The organism is Clostridium sp. MF28, from assembly GCF_002969175.1.
GTDB lineage: Bacteria > Bacillota > Clostridia > Clostridiales > Clostridiaceae > Clostridium > Clostridium beijerinckii.
Genome location: NZ_CP014331.1, coordinates 2,842,415 through 2,867,366, shown reverse-complemented (window position 1 = coordinate 2,867,366; position 24,952 = coordinate 2,842,415). Strand labels below are relative to the sequence as shown.

Here is a 24,952-nt window from a genome sequence, read left to right as displayed (position 1 = left end):
AAACAAGTCAATATTAAAAATGGGAAGGGGAGATAATTTATGGAAAGATATAAAATATATAAAAGAAATATTAAAAAACAATTAAGCATAAGATTTGATTATATGTTTTGGTTATTCATATTGTTTATGTGTATTGGTTTTGCTATACCATCAAGTGCATATGCTGCAAATGATAAGTTATATTACTCACTAAGAGATAGTAATGGAGCTACAGCAGGATCTGGAGATATTTTGGGGGTTATGAACGCAGATGGAACTGGGCAAACAACCTTGGTTAGCAGCGTGGCAATGGCTCCAAGCTCAGTTATACTGGATATGGGTAATAATAGAGCCTTTCTTATAGATGGTGCATCGGGGAACAAGGTTATCTATTCAATAAATCTAACAAATAACGCAGTAAGCCAGGTTGCAAATTTTTCTTCAGCAACTTCCATAGGAGGTCTCTCTTATGATCCTGTTGGAGATAAGTTGTATTATTCACTAAGAGATAGTAATGGAGGTACAGCGGGACCTGGAGATATTTTGGGGGTTATGAACGCAGATGGAACTGGGCAAACAACCTTGGTTAGCAGCGTGGCAATGGCTCCAAGCTCAGTTATACTGGATATGGGTAATAATAGAGCCTTTCTTATAGATGGTGCATCGGGGAACAAGGTTATCTATTCAATAAATCTAACAAATAACGCAGTAAGCCAGGTTGCAAATTTTTCTTCAGCATCTTCTATAGGAGGTCTCTCTTATGATCCTGTTGGAGATAAGTTGTATTATTCACTAAGAGATGGTAATGCAGCTACAGCAGGATCTGGAGATCTTTTGGGGGTTATGAACGCAGATGGAACTGGGCAAACAACCTTGGTTAGCAGCGTGGCAATGGCTCCAAGCTCAGTTATACTGGATATGGGTAATAATAGAGCCTTTCTTATAGATGGTGCATCAGGGAACAAGGTTATCTATTCAATAAATCTAACAAATGAAGCAGTAAGCCAGATTTCAAATTTTTCTTCAGCAGCTTCTATTGGTGGTCTTGCTTATTATGATGGAGATCAACCTATAGTAGACCTGGCTAGATCCAACCCTGCTAATGGTGCTTCAAGTATACTTCCTACACAAAATGTACAAATAAAATTTAATGAGAAGGTTATTTCTGGATCAGGCTCATTCTCAATTTACAACGCTGATTCAGGCACATTGATTGAGACTATTCAAGCTACAAGTCCAAACATAACAGGATGGAATTCAGATACTATTACGATTGATCCAAGTGCTACGCTACCAAATGGAAATATATCAGTTCGGTGGTCGGCAGGTGCTGTTCAAGATTTGAATCAAAATTATTTGGTTGCAAACTTAGTTAATACGTACTATCATTTCACGGTTGGCGCTTCTCCAGCAACAGCACCAACTAGTATTGTGCTATCAGGAGGAAGCACAAATTCAGTTGATGGAGTTACAAATGTATCGATACCAACTGCAGGAGGAAGCGATACAACAGGAGCGGTAACAGGCTGGGTAAGCGGAAGTGCAGACAAGATTAAATTTACAGTAACAGATGGAGGAAGCGCATCGTCAACAATAACAATAAATGGCGCAGCATATACAAGTGGAACTGATTATACAATAGGAACAGCAACAAGCCTTATAATAGTAGTAACCACAACAGAAGCAGGTAAGACAACGGAAGTAAGAAACTTCACAGTAACAGTAGCTCCAGCACTAAGCACTAATGCAACAGTAACATCAGGAAGTTACACAGTAGGAGCATTAGTAGGAAATTCAGGAACAATAACAAATGTACCATTTGGAACAACAAAAGCAGCATTTCAGGCAGCATTAGCAAAAGGGGAAAATCATCAAAGCTGGAATGTAACAGGTCTGTCAGATCCAGTAGTGAGTGGAGATATATTAGTAGTAACAGCACAAGACGGAACGACAGTAGCAACATATACAGTAACAGCAAATGTAGCAACAACGTATGCGGCAACATTATCTCAAACAACGAATTTTACATTTACAGGAAAAACAGTAGGATATTCAACAATATCACCACAAACTGTAACTGTAAATAATACAGGAACAGGAAGTATAACAAATTTATCAGTAGCGTTAAGTGGAACAAATGCAAATAGTTTCACATTAGGAACACTTGGAGCAACAACAGTAAGTACAGGAAATCAAACAAGCTTTACAATAAAGCCAAATGATAACTTAGCAGCAGGAACTTACACAGCAACAGTAACATTAACAGGAGATAATGGAATAAGCGAAAGCTTTAATGTAAGCTTTACCGTAAGCGCAGCGCCAGTGGTGCCATCAGTAAATAGTGTTGCAGTAGATCCGACAACTGCAAGTATAGTACAAGGCGAAAATAAACAATTGACAAAAACAGTAATCGCAGTGGGAGGGGCAGCAGAAACAGTAACGTGGTCAAGCAGTGATGCAAGCGGAAAAGTGACAGTAGATGAAACAGGATTAGTAATTGTAGCATCAGATGCAACACCAGGAGATTATACAATAACAGCAACATCAACATTTGATACAAGCAAAAAAGGAACAGCAACAATAACCGTAAGCGCAGCGCCAGTGGCGCCAGCAGTAAATAGTGTTGCAGTAGATCCGACAACTGCAAGTATAGTACAAGGTGAAAATAAACAATTGACAAAAACAGTAATTGCAGTTGGGGGAGCAGCAGAAATAGTAATGTGGTCAAGCAGTAATGCAAGCGGAAAAGTGACAGTAGATGAAACAGGATTAGTAACTGTAGCATCAGATGCTGCGCCAGGAGATTATACAATAACAGCGACATCAACATTTGATTCAAGCAAAAAAGGAACAGCAACAATAACAGTAACCGCAGCGCCAGTGGCGCCAGCAGTAAATAGTGTTGCAGTAGATCCGACAACTGCAAGTATAGTACAAGGCGAAAATAAACAATTGACAAAAACAGTAATTGCAGTTGGGGGAGCAGCAGAAACAGTAACGTGGTCAAGCAGTGATGTAAGCGGAAAAGTGACAGTAGATGAAACGGGATTAGTAACTGTAGCATCAGATGCTGCACCGGGAGATTATACAATAACAGCGACATCAACATTTGATTCAAGCAAAAAAGGAACAGCAACAATAACAGTAACCGCAGCGCCAGTGGTGCCAGCAGTAAATAGTGTTGCAGTAGATCCGACAACTGCAAGTATAGTACAAGGTGAAAATAAACAATTGACAAAAACAGTAATTGCAGTAGGAGGAGCAGTAGAAACAGTAACGTGGTCAAGCAGTGATGCAAGCGGAAAAGTGACAGTAGATGAAACAGGATTAGTAATTGTAGCATCAGATGCTGCACCGGGAGATTATACAATAACAGCGACATCAACATTTGATTCAAGCAAAAAAGGAACAGCAACAATAACAGTAAGCGCAGCGCCAGTGGTGCCAGCAGTAAATAGTGTTGCAGTAGATCCGACAACTGCAAGTATAGTACAAGGTGAAAATAAACAATTGACAAAAACAGTAATTGCAGTAGGAGGGGCAGCAGAAACAGTAACGTGGTCAAGCAGTGATGCAAGCGGAAAAGTGACAGTAGATTCAAATGGTTTAGTAACAGTAGCATCAGATGCAACACCAGGAGATTATACAATAACAGCGACATCAACATTTGATACAAGTAAGACAGGAACAGCAACAATAACAGTAACCGCAGCGCCAGTGGCGCCAGCAGTAAATAGTGTTGCAGTAGATCCGACAACTGCAAGTATAGTACAAGGTGAAAATAAACAATTGACAAAAACAGTAATTGCAGTTGGGGGAGCAGCAGAAACAGTAACGTGGTCAAGCAGTGATGTAAGCGGAAAAGTGACAGTAGATGAAACGGGATTAGTAACTGTAGCATCAGATGCTGCACCGGGAGATTATACAATAACAGCGACATCAACATTTGATTCAAGCAAAAAAGGAACAGCAACAATAACAGTAAGCGCAGCGCCAGTGGTGCCAGCAGTAAATAGTGTTGCAGTAGATCCGACAACTGCAAGTATAGTACAAGGTGAAAATAAACAATTGACAAAAACAGTAATTGCAGTTGGGGGAGCAGCAGAAACAGTAACGTGGTCAAGCAGTGATGTAAGCGGAAAAGTGACAGTAGATGAAACGGGATTAGTAACTGTAGCATCAGATGCTGCACCGGGAGATTATACAATAACAGCGACATCAACATTTGATTCAAGCAAAAAAGGAACAGCAACAATAACAGTAAGCGCAGCGCCAGTGGTGCCAGCAGTAAATAGTGTTGCAGTAGATCCGACAACTGCAAGTATAGTACAAGGTGAAAATAAACAATTGACAAAAACAGTAATTGCAGTAGGAGGGGCAGCAGAAACAGTAACGTGGTCAAGCAGTGATGCAAGCGGAAAAGTGACAGTAGATTCAAATGGTTTAGTAACAGTAGCATCAGATGCTGCGCCAGGAGATTATACAATAACAGCGACATCAACATTTGATACAAGTAAGACAGGAACAGCAACAATAACAGTAACCGCAGCGCCAGTGGCGCCAGCAGTAAATAGTGTTGCAGTAGATCCGACAACTGCAAGTATAGTACAAGGTGAAAATAAACAATTGACAAAAACAGTAATTGCAGTTGGGGGAGCAGCAGAAACAGTAACGTGGTCAAGCAGTGATGTAAGCGGAAAAGTGACAGTAGATGAAACGGGATTAGTAACTGTAGCATCAGATGCTGCACCGGGAGATTATACAATAACAGCGACATCAACATTTGATTCAAGCAAAAAAGGAACAGCAACAATAACAGTAAGCGCAGCGCCAGTGGTGCCAGCAGTAAATAGTGTTGCAGTAGATCCGACAACTGCAAGTATAGTACAAGGTGAAAATAAACAATTGACAAAAACAGTAATTGCAGTAGGAGGGGCAGCAGAAACAGTAACGTGGTCAAGCAGTGATGCAAGCGGAAAAGTGACAGTAGATTCAAATGGTTTAGTAACAGTAGCATCAGATGCAACACTAGGAGATTATACAATAACAGCGACATCAACATTTGATACAAGTAAGACAGGAACAGCAACAATAACAGTAATGACATCAGCAGCAGTAACATACACCCTTAACTATACAGCAGAAGCAGGTGGAACAATTGAGGGGGATTTATCGCAGACGGTGGATGAAGGATCTGATGGAACTACAGTTACAGCAGTACCTGATACAGGTTATCATTTCGTAAACTGGAGTGATGGAAAAACTAATGCAAGTAGAATGGATACTAATGTACATGATGATATAAGCGTAAGTGCAGAATTTGAAATTGATTTACCTAATGATACTGATACAACAACACCAGCAGCTGTAAGAATTAGCGGAAATCAAAAAGTAGATAATACTTTAGAAGCTCTTTTAATAGATGAAAATGGCTTAAGTGTAACTACATCTTCACCAGTAACATATAAATGGTATAGAATATCAGGCAATGATGCTGATAATGGAACACTAGTTGGTGAAGGATCAACTTACAAGTTGATCAGTAGCGATATAGGTAAATATATTAAATTAGTAGTATCTTATATAGATAAAACTTTTGAAAAGATTACATCAAAGATTTCAGGGAATTCATCAAGTGGTAATTCAGGTTCATCAGGTCACAGTAGCTCATCAACATCTAGTAGCAATGCAAGTTCTACAGAAAAAATTACAGTGAAGGTTACAGACGGAAAAAGTGACACTTCAATATCAAAAACTGTAATTGAAAGAACAACAGCAAGTGATGGAACTAAAAAGGATATTGTAACTTATACACCTGATAAAGCTAAAGAAACAGTAGGTGCATTAACGAGTGAAGGAAAAGATACAGCAAGAATAGTTGCTACAGATACAGATAATGATGTATCTGAAACTAAGGTTAATATACCTAAAGAAACACTAACAGCGCTTTCAAGTGGAAATGTAAATTTACAAATAGAAACAGGTGGTGCTATAGTTTCATTACCAAAAGAATCTGTTCAAGGTTTAGCACAAAGTGGACAATTAAATGGAGATTTGTATTTCAGATTAGTTCCAATAAAGGATGAAACAAGGCAGACAGAAATCAAGACAACAGCAAATCAACAAGCTATAATAAAAGCTGTATCAGGAAATAATGGCGTACAAGTATTAGGAACACCAATGACTATAGAAACAAATATGAGTCAAAGGGCTGTAGATATTGTATTACCGCTAAAAGGAATTACTCTTCCAACTGATGCAACTGAAAGACAAGCTTTCTTGAATGATCTTGGGGTATTCATTGAACATAGCGATGGAGAAAAGGTTCTTGAAAAAGGTCAAGTAGTTGAATATGCAGCAGGAGTCTTTGGAATTAAGTTTACAGTAAATAAATTTAGTGATTTTACAATAGTAAAACTTAACAAAAACAATCAAACTGGTTGGAAATTAGATAATGGTTATTGGTATTTCTTTGACAATGCTGGAACTATGATAACCGGATGGTACAAGTCTGAAAGTGGGGACTGGGTATATGATGGAAAAGATACAGTAGGACAATGGTTCCACTTGGGCAGAGATGGAAGAATGGACACTGGTTGGTTTAAAGATAGTAATGGTACGTGGTACTACTTATGCGACGGTAGAAGCTATGGTGCTTTAGGCTATATGGAAACAGGATGGAAATTCATTGATGGTAAGTGGTATTTCTTAAAGAGCAATGGAGCTATGGCAACAGGCTGGACATATGTGGATGGCAGTTGGTACTACTTATATTCTGACGGCAGTATGGCAGGCAACACTGAGATTGACGGTTATAGATTAGATACAAGTGGAGCTTGGATTAACAACTAAAACTATATATATGTCAATATATTTTTAAAACATACTATTTAAAAGGATGATTTCTGCATTAAGCAGAAGTCATCTTTTTTTCTTATTTATGAAATTAGAATGTAATTAAATCTTTTATAATTTTTTTATTCCGCAGATAACATTTGAATTTAAGAATACTTTTTATAATTTTGGTAAAAATATCTCCGTTGGGTAATTGTTATTAATGTTAGGTATATGAAAGAAAATAATAATCGATAATGCAAAATGTTGTATTTATCTTTAGATAAAAAGTATGATTTCCTCATAGCGAGGTACTTTTGGGAAGTTATATTTATAAAGTATAAAGATAAATAGACTATCATATTAACTTATTATTTTTTTTGAATATACCAATAGTAAGAAGGGAGTTTTTTACTTGAGGAGAAATAATTCTTATGGAGTAAGAAAGAATGTTTTAAAAGAGTTAGCTGATGGATTTTCTTGCATCCATGAAAATTTTAGGTACTTTAGCAAATTATCTAAGAACGGATATAAAGTGCTTGGGGCATCTGAATGGCTTCTTGATAATATATACTTAATAGAAAAAGAGTACAAAGCGATAAAGATTGAGATGCCTATAGATTATTTTAAGGGACTATCTTCTATAGGTAATGTTAATTACAATAGAAATAAAGATAACAATACAGATGAAGATAATGAAAATAGGGAACTTATTCCACGCATTTTTGTAGTGGCAAAGGACTATATAAATAACGGGAATGAGATTGATTGTGATAAACTTATATCATATATAAACGGACTTCAAGGCGATATTGAAAACGGAAATTTTAATAATAAAGAGAAAATTTTCACTACAGGAGAATTGTGGGCATTCCCATTAATGCTTAAAATAGCTATAATAATAAATTTATCTAAGTATACTAACGAACTTGTTGATATTCAAAAAGAAATCATAAGAGGAAGAGATATAGCTGAAAAGATAATAGATGCAATTAATAACAATAAGTTCGAAGAAAAAATAGGAAATATTAATGTTGGGAAGAATATTGGACCTTTATTTTTAAGAGAATTTTTTAGTGTATTAAGAGATAATTCTATAGAAGATCCAAGAATAAATGATCTTGTAGAATCTAAATGGAAAGTAAATTCGGATTTAGATAAAAATAATATTAGAAGTGATTTAAGAGAAGAAGTTTTAGAAAGAAATATTGGAGAATACATAACATTTATTAGAAAGATTGAGGGAATAAGCTGGAGAAGATTCTTTGAAGAAACTTCTTTTGTTGAAAAAATACTTAAAAATGATCCTGCGAATATTTATGATAGCATGGATTTTGAATCTAAGGATTATTATAGGCATAAGCTCGAAAAGATGGCTAGAATATCAAACGCAGATGAAATTACTTTAGCTAGCAATATTTTAGAGCTTGCAAGAAATAGTAAAACTAATAAAGAAGAAAATTATAAATGCCATATTGGATATTACTTAATTGATGAGGGAATAAACGAGTTAAAGAAATATGGAAATAATATAAAAACAACTATATCTGCAAATACGTATGTAGCATGCAATATTTTTGGAACACTCTTAATAAGTTTTCTTATTTTATTAATAAGCGGCTTATTAGGTGTTAGATACACTTTGGTACAGTACGTAATTTCGTTCCTTATAATATTAATTCCAGTCAATGAAATAATAATTGGACTTACGAATTATACTGTGGGTAAAGTTGTTGATATTAGATTAATTCCAAAATTAAATTTTAGTTCAGGAATTCCTAAAGGAAATAAAACTGTGGTTGTAATACCGGCTATAGTAAATTCTAAAGAGAAAGTTAAAGAACTTATGAAAAAATTAGAAGTAGCATATTGTGGAAATAAGGATAAGAATATTTATTTTGCTTTGCTAAGTGATTTTCATGATTCTGAGCATGAGACTTCTCCGGAAGATGTTGAGATAATTAAATCAGGAGTTCAATATGCTAGAGATTTAAATGAGAAATATTTTGATGACTTTAAAAACGACCAAGGAGTTAGTGAAAATAGATTCTTTTTCTTTAGTAGAAAGAGAATTTATAATAAGAAACAAAATGTATTCATGGGCAGAGAAAGAAAACGTGGAAAGTTAATGGAATTTATGGCTCTTATTAGAGATGGTAAGAATCATACTTATAATGTTTTTAGCTCGGATATTCAAGAACTGAAACAAGTTAAGTATCTAATTACATTAGATGAAGATACTTTCATGCCTAGGGAAAGTGCTTTTAAACTTGTAGGGGCTATGAGCCATATTCTTAATATTCCTCATATAAAAGGCAATAGAGTCGCAAGAGGATATGGAATAATGCAGCCTAAGGTGAGCATTAGCCTAGAAGCTAAGAATCAAACTTATTTTTCAAAAGTATTTGGAGGAGAAGAAGGAGTTGATGGATATTCCGTTGCTTATTCTGACACTTATCAAGATTTATTTGGAGAAGGGTCCTTTACTGGTAAAGGAATAATATGTATAGATGAATTTTATAAAGTGTTAAGTAATTCTATAAAAGATGATACAGTCCTAAGTCATGATTTGCTTGAGGGTGGTATTGCAAGATGCGGATTATTAAGTGATGTGGAATTTATTGATGGATATCCAGCATTTTATGAATCTAGCTGCAAAAGATTGCATAGATGGGTTAGAGGTGACTGGCAGCTAATAGGATGGTTATTTTCTAATAAAATAAATTTATTATATAAGTGGAAGATATTTGATAACCTAAGAAGAAGTTTATTAGCACCTAATTTACTTCTTGCTCTTATATTATCTCTCACTGTTTTATTTGGAAGAAGTCAGGTCGCACTTCTCGCCTTCTTAGCTTTAATAACTCCATTAGTATTTGTGGTAACAGATTTTGTTGTAACACCTAAAAATAAATTAATGGGAGCATTTAAAACGCTAGAGCAGATAGTGCTAATAGTAAGCTTTATTCCTTATCAAGCTTTTTTGATGCTTGATGCCATAATAGTAACACTATATAGAGTAATGTTTTCTAAGAAAAATCTTTTAGAATGGCAGTCAGCAGAACTTGTAGAAAAAAACTCAAGGAATAATTTTATTAATTATTTAAAGAGAATGTGGATTGCTCCTATAATGGGTCTGCTTGTACTATACTTATCATTTTATAGTTCGTTAGGAGTAGTTACTTATAGTGTAGTAGTTGCGGCATTATGGATAGTTAGCCCTTATATGGCTTATACCATAAGTATTAAACGTCCAGAACACAAGAAGAATACTTTAAAGAATGAAGAAAAAACTTACTTAAGAAAAATTTCTAGAAGAATATATGCTTATTATGAGGATTTTGTTAATGAAGAAAACAACTACCTAGCTCCAGATAACTATCAGGAGAAGCCATTTAAGGGAGTTGCACATAGAACCTCTCCAACTAATATAGGGATGGGAATTACTTCAAGCATTGCTGCATATGACTTGGGATATATAACTATGGCAGAGTTTGTTGACAGAATAGAACTCATATTAAATAGCATGAAAACTCTTCAAAAGGTTAATGGTCATTATCTAAATTGGTATGATACAAAAACAAAAGAACCTTTATGGCCTAGATATGTATCAACAGTTGATAGTGGAAATCTTCTAGGTAACTTATGGGTACTAAAGAGGTCTATGGAAGAGCTTAAACATAATAAAGTTATAAGAGTAAAAGAAGTTACATCTTTGAATGATATTTACAAAATAATTGAAGATGAAGCCCCTAATTTAAAGCTTAAATTTTCTTCACATATTAATATTGGAGAATATATAAATGTATTAAATGAAATTTCCTTTAAACTTCAAGATTTAAAGGAAACAGAGCAGATAATCAGTCTAAAGCAGAAACTTAAGTCGGAAAATAATAATATGAATAATGAAAATAATTTAAGTGATGAAGAGGAAAACAGTATAGGCGAATTAAAACTTGAGAGTGAAGAAGCAAGATATTGGATTGATAAGCTTATAGGTGAGGTTAGAAAAAAGATTAGCTATTATAATTTTATTTTTGAAGGTATAGAAAAGTTATATAGTAAGGAATTTTTCGAAGGAGTCCCAGATATTGTTGAATTAATCCACAGATGCGAGAATTATAGAAGAAAAAATGGGGATAATTTCAGAGGCAAATTTAGAGAAAAGATAAATAATTTCAAAAATTACATAGATAAAATAGATAATATAATACAAGATATTGATAAAATAACAGAAGAAATGGATTTTACTTTTCTTTATGATAAAACTAGAGGACTATTCTCTATCGGATATAATGTAGAGGAAAATTCTCTTGGAAACTCATATTATGATTTACTTGCATCTGAGTCAAGAATAGCATCTTTTGTTGCGATAGCTAAAAATGATGTGCCTTCTTCTCATTGGTTTAAGCTAGGACGTTCCATGACTAACGCATTCCATACTCATTCATTAGTATCTTGGAGTGGAACTATGTTTGAGTATTTTATGCCATCATTAATAATGAGGAATTATCCTAAGACCTTACTTAGCCAAACATATAAGTCTGTTATAAAGGCGCAAAAAAGCTTTGCAAAACAAAAGAAGTCTCCTTGGGGGATATCAGAATCTGCATTTTATGAATTTGATGCGGCAGAAAATTATCAATATAAGGCATTTGGAGTGCCTGGACTTGGTCTTAAGCGGGGACTTGAAGATGATCTTGTAATATCTCCATATTCAACATTAATGGCTATTTCTTTTGATAAAGATTCTGGAATTAAAAATCTTAAAGAACTTGAAAAGTTAGGCGCATTAGGAAGATATGGTTTCATAGAAGCTTTAGATTATACTAAAGCTAGGAAAGATAAGTACATAATGACACTTTCTAAAAGTGATCTTCTTGAGCAGAATATTTCAACAAATGGAAAAAATTATACACAAAATGTGGATAAGTATGAGGATTATGTGGATAACTATGAAAAAATAGTGGATAATACACAGGATAAAAATACAAGTTATATGAATGATAAGCATGTTGATAATGTGAATAATGTGGATAAGAATGATGAAATCAGTAGGATTCACATGAATAATGACGATGAGGGCAATTATGATAACTCAAGTTATCCACAGAAGGTCAATAAAGTTGCAACTTATATGGTACATCATTTAGGAATGTCACTTATGGCTTTGGATAATATTCTATGTAATGATATTTTGATAAATAGATTTCACGATCTTCCTGAGATAAAATCTACAGACCTTTTACTAAAAGAGAAAATTCCACAAAATGTTGTTTTTGAAAGAAATGAAGATTTTTCTGTTAAGAATAGATATTTTGAGGGAGAGGTTTTAATTCCAAGAGTATTTGAAAAAGTGAATCAGGATAGTCCACAAGTATTACTATTAAGCAATGGTGAATATTCATCTATGTTAACAGTAAACGGAAATGGATATTCAAAAAAGAATGATACTATGCTCTATAGATGGAAGGGAAACTCTACAAGTGATGATAGTGGAATGTTCTTCTATGTAAAGAATTTAAATTCAAATGAATATTGGAGTTCAACCTTTGAGCCTTGTAAAGATATTGGAGATAAGTATTCAGTTGAGTTCAATTTAGATAAAGCTAAATTTAGTAGAAAAGATGGTAACATTGAAACTTCGATGGAAGTTTCAATATCATCAGAAGAAAACTTTGAAGTTAGAAAATTAACTTTAAATAACAAAGGAGATAAGGGAAGAAGTATTGAAATAACAAGTTACATGGAAGTGACTTTAGCTACATTCAGTGCTGACGTAGTTCATCCAACATTCTCTAATTTATTTGTTCAAACAGAATATGATGAAAAGGAAAGTGTTCTTATAGGAAGCAGAAGAGGTAGAGTCAAGAATGCAAAAATTCCATATATTTTCCATAAGGCGGTTGTTAATGGAGACTTAGAGGGAAGTATTTCATATGAAACTTCAAGAATAAATTTTATAGGAAGAAATAGAGAATTGAAGAATCCAAAAGCTATGGATAATGATAAGGCTTTAGATAATACTGTGGGAACAGTTTTAGATCCTATAATGAGTATAAGAACAAGAATTAGATTAGAGCCTAACTCCAAGAAGGAAATTTATTATATAACTGGAATATGTGAGTCAAAAGAACAAATACTTGAAATATGCAGAAATAACAATGACAATAGTAAGCTAGAGAGAGTATTTAAAAATTATAGCATAAGTGCACAGCTTGAACTAAAGACTTTAGGAATAAGAAGTGCTATAGCCAATATATTCCAAAGTGCTGCAAGCTCAATTTTCTTTCTAACTAATACTAGAAAAAATAGAGAAGAATATATTAGTAATATTTCAAGGCATCAAAAGGATTTGTGGGCATATGGAATCTCAGGAGATTTACCTATTATAATGTTGTCTATAGAAAATGAAGAAGACATAAATTTAGTATATACCATGGTAAAATTCCATAATTACTTAAGAATTAAGGGAGTTAAGTTAGATTTAATTATATATAATAATGAAGAAGTTTCTTATGATGAACCACTTCAAAAAAATATCATGGAAGTAATAAGGTCATCTAATGTAGGTAATTATCTTAATAAAGCAGGTGGAATATTTATTCACAATAAAGCAACCATGGACGTTGAAATCAAGAATTTACTAATAGGAATTTCTAGAATATATGTAGACAGTAATAATCCATTAAGTTCATATGCATATAATGAAAAGAATTTTAATAGATATGTGGACTTAGATGATGAGGGATTAGATTCGCGTATAGCTTTAAGAAATAATTCAAGGTTTAAGGATAAATATAAGGATGAAAATCCTAACCAAGATACAGATGGTGAAAACATACCTTATGAAGTATATGATAATGATGAAGAAGTAATTAATATTCATGATTTAATAAAGAATATTAATGAGCCAGAAGATCAAGATGATATTGATGAATTAGAAATAGATAAGAAATCTAATCAAAGTAAGAAGGAAAGAGAGTTAGTTTATAACTCGGAAATTTCTAGTTTAGTTGATTTAGATTTAGATGTATCAAAAGATTCTAATAATTATATTAAAGATGTGGATGAAGATCCCGATGTAAGTGATTTAGATTTCTTTAATGGTTATGGTGGATTTTGCAAGAAAGATAATAGTTATATAATAAAACTATCTAATTACAGAAATACGCCAGCACCTTGGATTAATGTTATTTCAAATGATGACTTCGGATTTCATATATCAGAAGTAGGATCAGGATATACTTGGTGTGGAAATTCTAGAGAAAATAAAATAACACCTTGGAGTAATGATTATATTAGAGATCCTATAGGAGAAGCATTATATATTAAAGATAATGACTCTGGTGAGTATTTTTCAATAACGCCAAAACCTGCAAGAGATTCAGGTGATTATTTAATAAAACATAGCTTTGGATACTCTGAATATAGGCATACAGCATACAATATAAAAGGAAAGCTAGAAATTTTTGCTCCTAAAAATGAAAGATTAAAAATTCAGAGGGTTACGCTAGAAAACTTAAGTAATGATGATAGAAGTATTTCACTATTCTACTATGCAAAACTTGTTTTGGGTGTTTATGAGTATGATAGCTCAAGATATATCTCAACATATATAGGTGGAGATGAATCACACTATAAAGAAACAATAGATGTAGTAAATGGAAGCAGCATTAAAAATAGTAATGAAGATTTTACATTCAAAAATAAATTTATAGGTGCTCATAATCCATACAGTGAATATTTTGGAAAATTAAATGCTTACTTAACCATTATAGGTGGGAAAGAATTGAGTTTCACTGGGGACAATAAAGAGTTTTTAGGTATTGGAGGAGAAACCTTTAGTCCTGAGGCTCTAAAACATAATAGGTTAAGCAATAAGTCTGGTGGGATCTATGACCCTTGTTTAGCAGCACAAACAAGCATTATGTTAAGAAAAGGTGAAAAAAAGGAACTACTAATCCTATTTGGTCAAGACGAAAAAGAAAAAATAGATGAATTAATAAGTAAATACAAGATTTTTGGAAATGCAGAAAGTGAATTAGATAAAGTAAAACAATATTGGAGCAATTTCCTAGGAAATATACAAGTTAAGACACCAGATAAGTCATTAGATTATCTTTTAAATGGATGGCTTTTATATCAAACTCTAAGTTGCAGATATTTAAGTAGAAGTGCATTTTATCAAAGTGGTGGTGCTTATGGATTCAGAGATCAGCTCCAAGATTCTATGTCACTTGGCTTTGTAAATCCAGAAATAACAAAGGCGCAAATACTAAGAAGTGCTTCAAGACAGTACGTAGAAGGCGATGTTCAACATTGGTGGCATCCTGTTGTTAATTCAGGAATAAGAACTAGATTTAGTGATGATTTATTATGGCTTCCTTATGTAACTGCCGAATATATTAACTCCACAGGAGATTACGATATTTTAAATGCTACTGCTCCGTACTTAGAAGATGAACCTTTAAGAGAAGGTGAGGATGAAAGATATACCATAGTAAATCAATCATCAAAGGAAGGAACTATATATGAACATTGCTTAAAAGCTATAGAAAAGAGTTTGAATTTTGGTATTCATAATATTCCTTTAATGGGTAGTGGAGACTGGAATGATGGAATGAGTACTGTTGGAAACGAAGGAAAAGGAGAAAGCGTATGGCTTGGTTGGTTCCTATATTCAATACTAGAAAGCTTTATTGAAATTGCAGATAAGCAAAACGATAAGCAAACAAAAGAACATTTTCAAGAAAGAAGAGAGTTTATACGAGATAACCTAGAGAAAAACGCTTGGGATGGCGGCTGGTATAGAAGAGCATACTTTGATGATGGTACACCTCTTGGTTCAAGAGAAAATCCAGAATGCAGAATTGACTCGTTAGCTCAAAGCTGGGCAATTATATCAGGTGCAGGACAGAAGGAACGTAGTATTGAAGCAATGGAAGCCGTGGATAATAACCTTGTAAAGAAAGATAAGGGAATGATCTTATTGCTTGCACCACCATTTAGTAATTCTAAGTTAGAACCAGGTTATATAAAAGGATATGTGCCCGGTGTAAGAGAAAATGGAGGTCAATATACTCATGCTGCAGTTTGGGTAATACTTGCTTTAACTAAACTTGGGCTTGGTGATAAAGCAGTAAGCTACTTTAATATGATAAATCCTATAAATCATGCAAAAACAGAGTTAGAGTGTATGACATATAAAGTAGAACCTTATGTAATGGCAGCAGACGTGTATATAAAAGAGCCTCATGCAGGAAGAGGAGGCTGGAGCTGGTATACAGGAGCTTCAGGATGGATGTACAGAGTTGGCGTTGAAAATATCTTGGGACTTAGAAAGGTTCAAGACAAGGGATATGCTATAAATCCTTGTATACCAAAAGCTTGGAACGAATTTGAAATAAAGATTACAAATGAAAAAGAAGATTACACTATAAAAGTATCTAGAGCAAATAATGAAAATGGATTAAACGTAAATACTAAGAATAATGAGCAAAATAATAATTATCAAAGTGATGTAACATCCATACCTTATAGCTCAGAAAATAGTGATAATCAAGTTGTTACAAAGGTAGTTGTAAATGGAGAAGTAATGAAAGATAACTTAATTCCAAGAAACAGCGGTAAGCTAGAAGTTTTTGTATACTTAAAATGAGTATATAGATAAAACGAATATAATCTATACTTATGCGTATGCCTCACCGAAATGAATAATATACTTTTGTTCCAGTTTCGAGGTAATTGTGATGGGTGATTCCAAGGCTATAAAGTTGCACCCAAAGTGCTAGCCTCAAATAACAAGCGCTCACAGAGAAAGTTCGAAGAACGAAATGTGAAATTTCGATTCTCACTTTTTGAACTAGCACATTTGGAATAGTTCAACCTTCCACTTAGAACTATCCAGCGAAAATTTCACTAGTCCGCTGGAACAAATTTGTATCTAATTTCGGTTTTCCCACACATAAATTTAAGCTGTATAAGATGATTTTATAATTATCTTATACAGCTTTTTGGCTTTAAGAGAAGTATATAGATTTTGAGTTATAAAGCGAAATTATTTAAATGACTTAAGCTGTATGAAAAATTCAAAGTGTTACCATGAAATTGTTATTACGTATCCGCAGTAAATCTATTCATAAAATTAAGTCTAAGACTAACTTTTCTTTAGAATTTTATTAAATATGTAGTTTATTATATAAAAAACATTATAAATGTTGATAATAGCTAGTAATATGTTATAATTTATCAATAATGCATGAAAAATAAGCATAACTTGTAAAAGAATAAGTAAATTTAATGTAATAAACATAATTTTTATAGTGTAAAAAATAATTCTAAAACTACTACTTATTTTATAAGAAATATTGATAAGGGGAGAAAATAAATGGGATTGATTAGAAAACAATATGAAAAGACAATGGACAAGCAAACAAATAATAAAGATAAAAATAGCTCTGTGAAAATAAAGAGCATAAAAAGCGAACTCCTAATCACAATGCTATCAATATCCGTTGACTGACTCTTGGAATTATTTTATGTGTAAGCACTATTTTATCGAAATATTATGATAATGAAATAAATAGTAAGAACGAAATGTTATCTAAGCTTATATCAAAAAATGTTTCTTCTTTTATGGATACGGCGTATAAAGTGACAGAAGATCTAGCATATAATTCAGAAGTAAGAGAAGGAAGTAAAGATACAAAGGAAAAAGTACTTAAAGAAACTAAAGACAGAAATCCATATTTTGAATTATTATATATGCAGGATGAAAAAGGAATGCAGACTGGGAGATCATCAGGGGATCTTGCTGATAGATCAGACAGATGGTGGTTTTCACAAGCAAAAAGCTCTTTATCATCATTTGTATCAAAGTCTTATTATTCTGCTTCTTCTAAGAATCCAGTAACTTCAATATTTGTTCCTTTGGTTGAAGATAATAAGTTTGTTGGAGTAATGGGGTCTGATATTAATTTAGAAAAATTGCAGGAAGTAGTAAGTGAATATTCAGATGAAGCATCAGGAAGATATTCTTTCATAATAGATGGAGAGGGTGTTGTTGTTGCACACCCTAATACCGAAGTGATTGAGGAATTATATAATTATAAAAACCAAACTAGAACAACTGGAGTCAAAGAGGGAAATCCTAAGGAAGAGCCGATAGAAGTATCAGATGGACTAAAAGAAATCATAGCTCAGTTAATGGCTGGAAATGATGGTAGCATTAAATATAAAGAAAATGGTCAAAATTACTATGCATCTTATACGAACATAAAATTAGATGGAAATTCACTTAATTGGTCAGTTATAACAGTTCAAAAGGAATCTAGTGCAAAGGCTATTATAAATAACATAACAGAAATCTCATTAATCGCAGGCTTAATAATATTACTTGCAGCAGCTGCAGTAATCATGTATGTGTCGAAAAGAATTTCAATGCCTATAATAGAAATATCAAACTTATTATCTATAGCATCAACTGGTGATTTTACAGTGAAATCTTCTACTAGAGCGAAAAATGAAATTAAATTATTAGGTGAAAGCTTCAATGAGATGATGAGCAAGGTTTCTGCTTTATTAATCGAAACAAAAGATTTGACTCATGATATGAAAGAGAGTTCTGCAATTTTGGCTGAAAAGTCTCAGGAAACAACTAATGTGGCAAGAGATATAAATATTACATCACAGGAAATAGCGCAAGGAGCATCTAATCAATCTAGTGGAGCAGAAGAGAGTGCAAGACTTGGAGAAGATATGAGGGGAGAATTTAATGAGTTAGAGGAAAAGACTAATCTAATGATTAATGAATCAATCAATTCATCTAAAGCAATTGCAAATGGAATTAACAAGGTTCAAGATTTAAAAGAGAAGGCACAAACAACAATTTCCATTGTAGAAAAAACTCAAGGAAATATAGAAAGCTTAAGTGATAAATCTAAGAATATAGAAAATATACTTGGAGTTTTAAAGGGGATCGCAGAGCAGACTCAGTTACTCGCGCTAAATGCATCTATAGAAGCGGCAAGAGCAGGAGAAGCTGGCAAAGGTTTTGCAGTAGTTGCAACAGAGATTCAAAAATTATCACAAAATTCAGCAGTATCAACTAAAAATATAGCAGAGATAATTTTAAATATAAAGCAGGATATATTAAGCAGTGTAAGTGATATGAAAAAAGTCAAAGAAGTATCCATGGATCAATTTGTTTCAGTAAACGAAGTGAATGAAGCCTTTAATAGTATTACGCAGGCAACTGATACAATAACAACTGCAATAGATTATATGGGAAGCTTTGTTGAAGAAATGAATGACAAAAATGAACAAGTAGTAAATTCAATAAATAATATTGCGGCAATATCAGAAGAAACAGCAGCATGTTCACAGGAAGTAACAGCATCAATTCAAACTCAAACGGAAGCTATTTTAGAAGTATCACAGGAAGTGGAAAAACTGAAAGAAAAAGCTGAGCGTTTAGAAATGGAAGTTGATAAGTTCAAAATTTAATAAATTCTCAATGTAAATAGATATCATGTTACTATTCTGGTAGTAATATTGATATTTATTTGCTATATCACATAAATTATTAATAATTACTTGATAAATAGTAAAAACTTTTTGTAGAAACTGTAAAAAATCTGTTGAAAATACTAAAGATTGAATATAGAATAATATCTGAAAAATGAAATGAAACCCAAATAACCATTTTGCAAGGAGTATACAAATGAGTTTATATTATAAGTTGAAGCATAATATAGTTGATGTGTTTTTCATATTTTTAGGCTGCATGATTGCATCCTTAGGGGTAAATCTATTTTTAGTACATGCAAAACTTTTAAGTGGTGGTGCCACTGGTATTGCACTGATTTTAGAGTACACTCTTAAAGTTCCATCTGGAGTAGTAATCTTAATAATTAATTTACCGTTACTTGTATTGAGTTATAAAAAACTCGACAGATCATTTACGATTTATACAACAATAGGGATGCTTAGTCTTTCAGCTTCTCTGCTTATAACAAAACCACTTTCGCGCCTAATTGATATGAATGGTGATTTACTTATCTTTTGTATATATGGTGGGGTTTTATGTGGTATTGGTTACGGAATGGTATTTTTAAGACATGGTTCCACAGGAGGAACAGATATTATAACCATGCTTATTAGAAAAAAATATTCGAATTTTAATATAGGAAGTTTGGGATTTTCTCTAAACTTGATAATAGTTATTATAGGAGCATTAATATTTGGTATTCCACAAGCATTGTATACTCTTATTTCTTTGTTCATTCAAAGTACAGTTCTTGACAGAGTATTAAAAGGATTTAGCAGTAAAAAACTTCTTCTTATTCTAACAAGAAAAGAAAAAGAAATTATTGATTATGTAATAAAAGATCTTAACCGTGGAGTTACATCTTTGTTCGCGGAAGGTGAGTATACTCATGATAAAAAGAAAATGCTTTACTGTATTGTAAGCTCACACCAAATGGTTGAACTAAAAAGTATTGTGCATCAGATAGATCCAGGAGCTTTTATAACAATTATTGATATATCTGAGGTTAGAGGTAAGGGCTTTTTGACAATTTAAAATAGGTTAAAAATATAAAAGTCCACCATAAAAATTTAATTTATGGTGGACTTTTTGGAAATAAGCACTAAATTAAAATGATAAACTTTAGTGCCTGAGTATTATGGGGTACGAATATTATTCTTACCAACAGCGGGAAATTTATTCAAAAATCTATTGAATTTTTTGCAGTGCTTATTGTTGGATTTATTATAAGTATTTATATAACTAATCATCTCCATCTATTTCATAATTATCGGGAGAAAGCATATCTTGTGTGTAATCAAATTCTTGACTAGCTATATTATTTACAACAATAGGGTCAACTGCTGGATTAGGCATATTTATAGGAAAATCCACGCCAGTTGCACTTTCAACATCATCTCTGCTTGGATGATAATTAGTTCTCATTTTTGGCAAGTAGGAATTAGTAAAGTCTTTTTTACTACCATCTCTCACATCGGAAGTATGAGATACTTTCTTTTCTTTACTCATATAAAATCACTCCTAACTTAATTACTTTTATTATATAGATTCGTGTTGCAATATCTTTGCTTAAGCTTAAGAATTTCTTTTTTGTGAATCAGTGTTCTCGTTATCATTTTTATTACCAGAGTTTTTAGATTCTGGTGAAAAAATATAACTTAAATCTGGAGCAGGAACATCTTCTGGAGTTGGAACATATGGATATTTACCTTTACTCATATAGAATCACTCCTAATCTTATTAAACTATCTTATCTTAATTTATTTATATTAAATCACTATATTTAGATTCATCAGAGTCGCCGTCAGCATTTAGATCAATAAGCTCTGTATCTAGATTAGTTCTAGATATATTTGCATTATTTAAACTTTTAGCATTTCTTTCACCTGAATCAGCAGTCTTTCGTACATTTTTAGAATCAGAAGCCCTTGATTTTGATGAATTTTCCTTACTATACTCTTCCATTGGATAATCATCGCCAGGGTTTATGCTAAATGGAATTTTTGATTGACTCATAAAAATCACTCCTATCTTTTGCTCAATATTATTTACAATATAAATATAGATTTAGAACAGATTTTGACTTGTTATAGATAAGCCAATTATAAGCTGGATTTATACTATGAAATATATCCCAAATAGAAATGGGTAATATACTTTTGTGGAATGTTTCATTGGTAATTTTGATGGATTTGATTCTTTGGCTATAAGTTGTTCCAAATGTGCTAGTTCAAAGCTTGTTCTTTGAGGCTAGAACTTTGGGTGCAACTTTATAGCCTTAGAATCACCCATCAGAATTACCTAGAAACTGGAACAAAAGTATATTATTCATTTCGGCGAGTTATATGCATAAGTTCAGGTCTTAGTTGGGTTATCTATATAGATAAAGTTATATTCATGCTATTTATATTAGTGATTTTGGTTTGACTGGTTCAGGATGTTCCAATCCATTAGCATTTTCAATACTTTTTTCACTTGGAGCATGGTCGGCTTTTGAATCCGGAAGATACATACTTTTTATTTTTTTTAGTTCAGAATCATTTGGGTCTGATGGATGTGAATCAGTTAATTCTTCTTCAGAATAATATTTTTCATTTTCATTAGATGACATTTTTTCTTTACTCATTAATAATCACTCCTAACTTCTCAAATATTATGATTTTTATATTCAAAAGCATCTTCATAATTCATAGCAACAGGTCCTGTTACTGGATGCGGTTTAGAAGATGTTGAACTCGTTATATTTTTATTAGGACCGTCAGTCGAAAGGGGATTTAAACTTCTAGTTGGTGCAATGTTATCTCGTCCTTCTTGCCTATTAGAAGATTCAGGCCTTGTACCAGATAACTTTTCAACATCATAATCTCCTGGAGTAGGATTATATGGTGTTCTTTCTTTGCTCATTGTAATCACTCCTCACGTATTAAATTTTGAAATTTATTTATAGTACATAATGTCTAAAATTTTGCGATAACTAAAGTAAATAAAACTTAGTTATATCTTATTATCTGAAAAAAGAGTCGTATTAATGCTAGAAATATTTAGATTTTATATAAAAAACATGGTAAAATTATGTTAAGTGATTTTTTTTTGTTATTTTTAAAAAATTCACTTTATAATGGATGAGGAGGAATTTTATGAATAAAAATATAAAAAGAATAATTGCGATCACAGTTGCTGTCAATACAATTTCAACAATTTCACCTACGACATTAAATACATATTTTGTAGGAGCAAAACCTGTTTATGCGTCTTCATATTCTCCAGACGATGAACAATTAAAAACTCTAAAGATAAAATCTTTAGATGGAGAAACTCTTGATTTGCGTGATGGGTATAATGGAGATACAGTAAAATTAAGCGATGAAACAGAATACTATACAAAGCTTACTGATGATAGTGATGGAATTAAGATAACGGCTGACGCTGAAGGTGATGATTATGTAGTTAAGATTTTTACATCTGATGCAGAAAATGCTACAGCTTATGATCCAGGAGATGAAATCTTACTTGGAAAAGGTGATACAACTTTATATATAAGAACTTATAAGTCTAAATCAGAATTTAATAAAGTAAAGAATAATGTATCAAATTGTAAAGAAGAATATACGCTAAATGTAAGAAAGACTAAAGAAAGTTCTTATGAGGATGATTCTCAAGATTCGATATATTTAGATAAGATTGATTTAAGCAAAGGAAATATAGATTTCTTAAAAGGGAAAACAAGCTATGATATAAAAGTTGATGAAAATGTTGATAGTATGTGGATTAAAGCAATTCCTGAGAGTAATAGCGACAGAGTCAGAGTAGATGGATCTTTAGTAGATTCTAGCGATAATTATAAAAAAACTGTATCTTTAGATAAAGGTAAAAATGAGATTAAAATAAAAGTTACAGATAGTAAGGATAATCAAAGAACATATACATTAAATGTTACTAGAGGAGACGATTCTGATAACGAAGATGATATATACTTAGATCATATAACTTTAAGTGAAGGCGATATTGACTTTTCTAAAGATGATAATTCATACAACGTTGATTTAGATGAGTCTGTAAGTAAAATAACTATAGGTGCAGAGCCAGAAGATAGCGATTATTCAGTTACAATTGATGGAGATGAAGTAAGATCAAGTGATGACTATGAAAAAAAAGTATCATTGGATAAAGGGAAAAATGTCATAAAGGTAAATGTTGAAGATGAGTTAAATGATAAAAAGAGAACTTATACTTTGACTATAAATAGAGGTAAGGAAGCAGATGATAGCAAGGACAATAATACTGGGGATACATCTGATAAAAAATCTCAATGGGTTCAAACCGATGATGGTTGGAAGTATTATGATGAAAATGGAAAAGTATTAAAAAGTTCATGGCTTTATGATAAAGATCAAAAAGTATACTGTTACTTAGATAAAGATGGTCTAAGAGTTACAGGCTGGCATAAAGATAATGAAAAATGGTACTTGCTAGATAGTAAGGGAGCAATGCTTACAGGTTGGCAAAAAGATAATGAAAAGTGGTATTTATTGGGATCTGACGGAGCAATGCTTACAGGCTGGCATAAAGAAACAGTAGATGATCAAAAAAAGAACACTGATGCATCAACTAATTCAGGAGATAATGATACTAAAAAAGTTGATAATTGGTATTATTTAAATCAAGATGGATCAATGAGGACAGGCTGGTTATCAGATGGTGGAAAGTGGTACTTCTTTAATGCAGATGGAACAATGCAAAAAGGATGGTTAATTGACTATAATTCAAAATACTATTTAACTGAAGATGGTAGCATGGCAACTGGAACAAGAACTATTAATGGAAAAGAGTATAAATTCAATAATAGTGGAGCTTTAATACTTTAGGAAAATATTATGAACATTAATTTAATTGTACGTTTAATTTAGTTTTTAGATTAAATTATAGATGAGACAAGTGAGACTTGAATTTATGACATAGTTCGCCGAAATAAGGATTATGCTGTTGTTTCAGTTTCTAAGGAAATTATGATGGATGATTCTAAGATCACAAGTTGCATCCAAGATGCTAGCCTCAAAGGCGAGCTTTGAACTAGCATACTTGGAACAACTTTTAATCTAAGAATCAAAACCATCAAATTCCTAATGAAACATTTCACAAAAGCATAATTCTTATTTCTAGTTGGGATATATTTCATAGTATAAGTCTAGCTTATAATTGGATATAGATACCCACGCTCGAAAGTAGACTTATACAATTATCTAAACTTAGCAAATTCAATAGCTTAATTAAGTGTATAAGTTAATATACGCCTCTGTTTATCTATATTTGTAATCACAAGGGTCATACTATGGAGAAAACATTTGAAAATGAGCTGTTAAAGGTTCTTAGTTGCAGGTTGTTCCATTTTATTTTGGGTTCTCGAACTTCCTCAGCGAATGTAATGAGTTGAGCTTCAATAGGAAAGTTGGAGCATGCTAAAGTGTGTGCAACCTGCTGCTTAGATCTTCAACGATATTTTCATAGCTTTTCGGAATCAAAATATTTATGATTTCGGTAAGTTATCACATAAATCTAGTTTTAAAGATATTTATCTATACTAGTAACTAA

Annotated in this window: 12 protein-coding genes; 6 read left to right on the top strand and 6 right to left on the bottom strand. The window is 32.5% G+C overall.

Annotated elements, in window-relative coordinates; genetic code table 11:
* Positions 1-39 precede the first annotated feature (39 nt).
* The 5 genes from AXY43_RS12220 (at position 40) to AXY43_RS12205 (ending at position 20,398) form a co-directional block, all read left to right on the top strand.
* Positions 40-6,831: an Ig-like domain-containing protein gene (locus AXY43_RS12220; RefSeq protein WP_105411616.1), complete on the top strand. Its 6,792-nt coding sequence runs from the start codon at positions 40-42 to the stop codon at positions 6,829-6,831.
* Between the two features lie 397 nt (positions 6,832-7,228).
* Positions 7,229-16,474, top strand: a complete 9,246-nt coding sequence (locus AXY43_RS12215) for a GH36-type glycosyl hydrolase domain-containing protein (RefSeq protein WP_105411615.1) — start codon at positions 7,229-7,231, stop codon at positions 16,472-16,474.
* A gap of 729 nt (positions 16,475-17,203) precedes the next feature.
* On the top strand, positions 17,204-17,338 hold the full coding sequence (locus AXY43_RS28460) for a hypothetical protein (protein WP_279220083.1): 135 nt from the start codon (positions 17,204-17,206) through the stop codon (positions 17,336-17,338).
* A gap of 74 nt (positions 17,339-17,412) precedes the next feature.
* Complete coding sequence (locus tag AXY43_RS12210) at positions 17,413-19,320, top strand: methyl-accepting chemotaxis protein (RefSeq protein WP_243099208.1); 1,908 nt, start codon at positions 17,413-17,415, stop codon at positions 19,318-19,320.
* Between the two features lie 217 nt (positions 19,321-19,537).
* On the top strand, positions 19,538-20,398 hold the full coding sequence (locus tag AXY43_RS12205) for a YitT family protein (RefSeq protein WP_012060924.1): 861 nt from the start codon (positions 19,538-19,540) through the stop codon (positions 20,396-20,398).
* A gap of 207 nt (positions 20,399-20,605) precedes the next feature.
* On the opposite strand, the gene AXY43_RS12200 is transcribed toward AXY43_RS12205, so the two are convergent.
* The 5 genes from AXY43_RS12200 to AXY43_RS12185 form a co-directional block, all read right to left on the bottom strand.
* Entirely contained in the window at positions 20,606-20,872 is a 267-nt protein-coding gene (locus AXY43_RS12200; RefSeq protein ID WP_039773675.1) for a hypothetical protein, read from the bottom strand.
* A 66-nt stretch (positions 20,873-20,938) separates the two neighbouring features.
* The gene (locus AXY43_RS27940) at positions 20,939-21,082 is read right to left on the bottom strand and encodes a hypothetical protein (protein ID WP_155715590.1); all 144 of its coding nucleotides are present in this window, start codon (positions 21,080-21,082) and stop codon (positions 20,939-20,941) included.
* Between the two features lie 45 nt (positions 21,083-21,127).
* Complete coding sequence (locus AXY43_RS12195) at positions 21,128-21,379, bottom strand: hypothetical protein (protein WP_039773673.1); 252 nt, start codon at positions 21,377-21,379, stop codon at positions 21,128-21,130.
* 388 nt (positions 21,380-21,767) lie between these two features.
* Positions 21,768-21,989 (bottom strand): hypothetical protein, encoded by a 222-nt coding sequence (locus AXY43_RS12190; RefSeq protein ID WP_039773671.1) that lies wholly within the window; start codon positions 21,987-21,989, stop codon positions 21,768-21,770.
* 20 nt (positions 21,990-22,009) lie between these two features.
* On the bottom strand, positions 22,010-22,267 hold the full coding sequence (locus AXY43_RS12185; protein WP_105411614.1) for a hypothetical protein: 258 nt from the start codon (positions 22,265-22,267) through the stop codon (positions 22,010-22,012).
* A 233-nt stretch (positions 22,268-22,500) separates the two neighbouring features.
* Between AXY43_RS12185 and AXY43_RS12180 the strand changes: the two genes are divergently transcribed.
* Positions 22,501-24,228 (top strand): N-acetylmuramoyl-L-alanine amidase family protein, encoded by a 1,728-nt coding sequence (locus AXY43_RS12180; protein ID WP_105411613.1) that lies wholly within the window; start codon positions 22,501-22,503, stop codon positions 24,226-24,228.
* Positions 24,229-24,338: 110 nt separating this feature from the next.
* Here AXY43_RS12180 and AXY43_RS27935 read toward each other — a convergent pair whose 3' ends face one another.
* A complete protein-coding gene (locus AXY43_RS27935) occupies positions 24,339-24,539 on the bottom strand; it encodes a hypothetical protein (protein WP_146145459.1) in 201 nt (66 codons plus the stop codon).
* Between the last annotated feature and the right edge of the window lie 413 nt (positions 24,540-24,952).